This is a genomic window from Caulobacter sp. CCG-8, from assembly GCF_037402475.1.
GTDB lineage: Bacteria > Pseudomonadota > Alphaproteobacteria > Caulobacterales > Caulobacteraceae > Caulobacter.
This window is the reverse complement of sequence record NZ_JBBEUD010000044.1, coordinates 1-4,446: the sequence shown is the minus strand read 5'-3', so window position 1 is coordinate 4,446 and position 4,446 is coordinate 1. Positions and strand designations below refer to the sequence as shown.

Annotated in this window: 5 protein-coding genes; 1 reads left to right on the top strand and 4 read right to left on the bottom strand. The window is 68.3% G+C overall.

Translation table 11 applies throughout. The annotated features are described in order from the left end of the window. Window positions 1-264: 264 nt before the first annotated feature. Genes hfaD through hfaA form a run of 3 tightly spaced genes read right to left on the bottom strand, consistent with a single transcriptional unit; the run spans window position 265 to window position 2,900 of the window. Window positions 265-1,455 carry a holdfast anchor protein HfaD gene (gene hfaD, locus WAE60_RS24055; protein ID WP_337689219.1) on the bottom strand — a complete coding sequence of 397 codons (1,191 nt, stop codon included), beginning with the start codon at window positions 1,453-1,455 and terminating at the stop codon, window positions 265-267. Further along, window positions 1,421-2,434 carry a holdfast anchoring protein HfaB gene (hfaB, locus tag WAE60_RS24050; RefSeq protein WP_029909942.1) on the bottom strand — a complete coding sequence of 338 codons (1,014 nt, stop codon included), beginning with the start codon at window positions 2,432-2,434 and terminating at the stop codon, window positions 1,421-1,423. Before hfaB ends, hfaD begins: the two co-directional genes overlap by 35 nt. Beyond that, a complete protein-coding gene (gene hfaA, locus WAE60_RS24045) occupies window positions 2,424-2,900 on the bottom strand; it encodes a holdfast anchoring protein HfaA (protein ID WP_029907371.1) in 477 nt (158 codons plus the stop codon). Before hfaA ends, hfaB begins: the two co-directional genes overlap by 11 nt. 204 nt (window positions 2,901-3,104) lie before the next feature. Between hfaA and WAE60_RS24040 the strand changes: the two genes are divergently transcribed. Next, window positions 3,105-3,536: a CBS domain-containing protein gene (locus WAE60_RS24040; protein ID WP_029907370.1), complete on the top strand. Its 432-nt coding sequence runs from the start codon at window positions 3,105-3,107 to the stop codon at window positions 3,534-3,536. Between the two features lie 82 nt (window positions 3,537-3,618). Here the strand turns inward: WAE60_RS24040 and WAE60_RS24035 are convergent, their stop codons facing one another. After that, window positions 3,619-4,059: an Rrf2 family transcriptional regulator gene (locus WAE60_RS24035; RefSeq protein WP_029907369.1), complete on the bottom strand. Its 441-nt coding sequence runs from the start codon at window positions 4,057-4,059 to the stop codon at window positions 3,619-3,621. Between the last annotated feature and the right edge of the window lie 387 nt (window positions 4,060-4,446).

Sequence of the window (4,446 nt, the reverse complement as noted above, 5' to 3'; positions counted from 1 at the left end):
TACTGCTTCAAACACTCCGGACGATGTCCGGCGCTCCGCGTCCCTTTCCAACTCATAGCGAAAGCGTGAGGCCGAGAAACCGTGGCTGACCCCCTTGCCCCACCTGGCGGCTTCGCCGCCTGTCCGCCCCCGTAGGGGGCGGAGCCTCGCGCGGTCCGCTCAGCAAAGCTCTTCCCCCTCCGGGGGAAGACGACCGCGAAGCGGTCCGTAGGGGGCAAGGGCTGACCGCGCCTGATCGAGAAGGGAGTCCGGCCCGTGCCGGCCCTAGTTCGTCACCGAGAACGTCGCGTTGTTCCCCGTCGCGGTCGAGACGCCCACGACCGCGCGGCCCGACGAGCGGACGGTCACGGTCGAGCGGGCGCTGACGTCAACATTGTTGGACTGGCTGTTGGTGGCCGTCATCGTGCCGCTGCACAGGTTGCAGGCGTAGCCGCTGACCGCGTTGCCGATGGCCGTGGCGCTGGCGCCGGCGTCGTAGCCGTCGTGGCCGTCGAAGCTGGCGATCACCTCGACCCCGCCGCCGTCGTTGACCTGGACGTTGTCCAGCACCAGGCCAGGGCCGTTGCTGTTGCTGGCCATGGCCGAGTTGCCCACGCCGTACGCCGTCGCCTGGGCGCCGCCGAACTGGTACGAGGTCTCCTCGGCCTGGGCCCGCACATAGGCGGTGTTGTACTGGTGGCTGGCCACGTCCAGCAGCGTGCCGTCGTTGCTGGCGTTCAGGTTGTTGCCCGAGGCCGTGGCCGCCGTGGTGGTCAGGTAGCTGTTGCCGTAGGCCGCGAACTTGGTGGCCGTGACATTGGCCGCGCCGTTGTTCTGGTCGGTGATCACCCGGGCCGCCGACTGGTTGGCTCCGGTCAGGTCGATGTTGTTGCCCGCCGCCGTGCCGGCCACGACCGCGGTCCCGGCCACGTACTGCAGCACCGCCCCGCCGTCGGCGGCGACGTCGGCCTGGTTGTTCTGGCTGACCCGCGCGCCCATCGCGCCGTTGACCATCAGCAGGCCCTGGCTGTTGCCGGCCGCCGAGCTGGTCTCGATCACGTCGCCGGCCTGGGCCGTCTCGCCCTCGATCTGGCTGCGGGCGGTGACCGCGCCGCTGTTGGTCTGGACCATGAAGCCGCTCAGCGTCCCGTAGGCCGCCGTGGCCGTGCCGCTGTTGCCGACGGCCGTCGTGGTCACGGTGCTGGAGTCGCCCATGGAGCCTGAGACGTTGACCACGCCGTGGGCGCCGATCGCGCCCTGGTTCACCTGGTTGGACGTCAGGCCGGCGTCGGCGTTGACGGTCGTCGCGCCGAAGGTGTTGCCCCCCGCCGTGGTGGTGGCGGTGACGCCCTCGTCGGCGGTGACGACGTTCAGGGTCTGGTCGGCGAAGATCCCGCCGAGGTTCAACTGGTCGTTGGAGCCCTGGACGGGGACGGTCTGGCTAGTAGCGACCCCGCTTGCCAGCATCACGCACATTGGGATCGCTGCGATCGTTCCAGCGAGACGGGTCTTCGCGGGTCTGCGCATTGTTGGTTCCCAGGTTGTTGTAGGCGGGGACGAAGGCCCCGGTCGCGCCGACGGTGTTGGCGGCGTAGGGGTCGTACTGCAGGCAGCTCTGCGGACCCGGCATGCCGTAGAGGTTGGCGCTCATCTCGATGGTGGCCCGCTCGATCAGCGAGCGCACGGCCAGCTGCATCGGCTCCAGCGCGCCGCGGCCCGCCGAGATGTCGAAGATGTTGCCATTGAGGAAGTCGAAGACGCCGGCGCTGATCTCGCGGCCGACCACCTGCTTCTGGTAGGAGATCACGTCCACGACCTCGAGGGTGCGGGTGTTGATCAGGCGCAGGTCCAGGGCGATGTTCATCACGAACACCCGGCGGCGGAAGTTGCCCTTCAGGCCGTCGGTGTCCTTGTCGCCGATATAGGCGTCGGCCCCGACCGAGCGGATGTTGTAGTTCAGCTCGGTGATGCCGCCGGCCACATAGAAGTCCGAGCCCGGGACCTGGCCCGCCAGGATGCGGCGGTAGTCGGCCGGGGCGTCGGCGCCCGGCTTGGGGTTGTCGGAGATCAGCTTGTTGTTGGCGTACTTCAGCTCGTACTCCGACACCGAGGTGTCGAAGCGCTCGACCATGGGCATACCGGCCTTGGCGAAGGCGGTCATGGCCAGCAGCGAGGCGCCCTGGGTGACCTTGCGGCCCGAACCGTCGGACTCTTCCTTGCCAGTGTAGTCGGCGATGCGGCCGATGGCGACGCGCGGCGCGACCACGTGGTTGGCGCGGGCGTACTGCGCCAGGCAGACCAGGCCGGCGGTGTAGGGCGTCGGATTGGCGGTCACGGGCGCCGAGCCGATCGGCGTGGCGTAGTTGCCGTCGGTCATCGACTTGGGAACGCCGCCGCACGCGCTCAGCGCGGCGCAGGCGCCCGCCAGCAGAAGGAGGAGGCGCTTACTGGCCATTGCCCGATTTCCCGACGTTCGTTCCGGCGCTGATGTTGCCGTTGTTGATCTGGCTGGAGTTGACGATGACGGTGTTGTTGTTGCCCTGGGTGACGACCGTCAGGTTGTTGCCGATCGCCGTGGAGCTGCCCCAGCCCCCGAGGGAGCCGACGCCCGAATAGGAGTCCAGCGAGCCCGACGACCGGCTGGACGAATAGACGCTCTGGTCGGCGCCGGTCAGCATGACGCCGTCGACGATCACCCGGTTGCCGTTGGCGTCGCGGGTCGAATACTCGACCACGTGGTTCTCGGAACCGGCCACGCGGCCGTAGCCGGCGTTGAACGAGGCGGAGTTGGTGTCCAGGGTCTGGGCGCGGGCGGGGCTCGACAGCACCAGGCCCGTCGCGGCCGCGGCCAGGGCCAGCACGGCGGCGCTGATCGCCAGCAGGCGGCCGGCGCCCGGCAGTTTCTTCACACTCGCAGCCATCTGGACCTCGTGAACACCGACGTGTCCGAACGGCAAGCAACCCCCGTGCCAATATCGGACAGCGTTCGGTCTACGCCCGAAGGTCTCGCGATTTGGTTAAGCTGGCCCGCGACAATATGCGGCCGCTCCGGCGCGCGGCCCATTGATAAGGGGGCCGCTTTGCGAGACCCTGCTCGGAATATAAGTCTCAGGGAGGATTAAGCTTTGCTGGTTTCTCAGATCCTGAAGGACAAGGGCGATCTCGTCTTCACCGCCTCGCCGAACGAGACGGTGGGGGCGGCGGCGGCCCTGCTGCACACCCGGCGCGTGGGCGCCATGGTCGTGCTCGAGGAGGACGAGACGATCGCCGGCATCCTGTCCGAACGCGATATCGTGCGGGTGATCGCCGAGGGCGGGGCGGCGGCCCTGTCCAAGCCGATCTCCAGCTGCATGACCAGGGACGTGGTCTTCGCCCAGCCCGAAGAGACCGTCGACGCCCTGCTCGAGCGGATGACCGACCGCCGCATCCGCCACCTGCCGGTCTGCAAGGGCAAGCGCCTGGCGGGCATCATCTCGATCGGCGACCTGGTGAAGTACAAGATCAGCGAGGCCCAGGCCGAGGCCGAAGGCCTGAAGGCCTATATCGCGGCCGGCTGAGGTCGCGTCGCGAGAGGGACGGCGGGCGGTCCGGAGAGGAGCGTCCCCGCACTCTATATAGGGCGCCTATATAGAGCGTCGTTCAGGACGCCGGCTCTTCCAGCAGTTCCGCGCCCGAACCGGCGACGGCGTCGGCCAAGCTGTAGCCCTCCAGCACCGCCGCCGTGGCGTCGCGGGCCCGCAGCAGGGCTTCGCGCAGGGCGCAGGTGGCCAGGTCGCGGCAGTCCTCGCAGCGCCGGAAGGCGGTGCGGCTGACGCACGGGGTCAGGGCCAGCGGGCCGTCGACCAGGCGGATGATCTCGGCGAAGCTGATCTGGGCGGGCTCGCGCCCCAGCAGATAGCCGCCGAACTTGCCCCGGCGGCTGATCACCAGGCCCTGGCGCGCCAGTGTAAGAAGTATGGCCTCGAGGAACTTGCGCGGCGCGTCGGCGCGGACCGCCAGTTCGCCGGCGGTGACCTGCCCGTCTTCCCGGGCCAGTTCGATCATGGCGCGCAGGGCGTAACGCGCTTTCTGGGACAACATGGACGCGAGGCCTCCTCTTGTGGAGGTCTATGGAGCCAGGGGAGGGGGTGGCGCAAGCGTCGTCGCCCCCGGGCGATGAGGGGCCGGCCCCAAAAACCATTCACAGATCCACACACAGACAATGCGATGCGTGCGATTGATCGGGTCGCTTTTGCGGTTGCGACTCTCCGGGGCGGTGGCTAAACACCGCCCTCGCTTCGGGGCCACGGCCTTCCGGACGAATTCGAGGCCTCCGGGGCTTGCATTCGAAAGGGTGGATCGCTAAGTTCCGCAGCCTCAATCGACTCGGTGACGAATTTGCGAAGACCCTGTCTTCAAGGGCTTCGTCGCCGCGCTTTTGTCCTTCGAAGCGGCCTCGGCCAGCTCATAGACGAAAGTGAAAAGGCC

Excerpts from the sequence above, each read along its gene's own strand:
- hfaD (WP_337689219.1), bottom strand. The coding sequence starts at position 1,455 with ATGTGCGTGATGCTGGCAAGCGGGGTCGCTACTAGCCAGACCGTCCCC.
- hfaB (WP_029909942.1), bottom strand. The coding sequence starts at position 2,434 with ATGGCCAGTAAGCGCCTCCTCCTTCTGCTGGCGGGCGCCTGCGCCGCG.
- hfaA (WP_029907371.1), bottom strand. The coding sequence starts at position 2,900 with ATGGCTGCGAGTGTGAAGAAACTGCCGGGCGCCGGCCGCCTGCTGGCG.
- WAE60_RS24035 (WP_029907369.1), bottom strand. The coding sequence starts at position 4,059 with ATGTTGTCCCAGAAAGCGCGTTACGCCCTGCGCGCCATGATCGAACTG.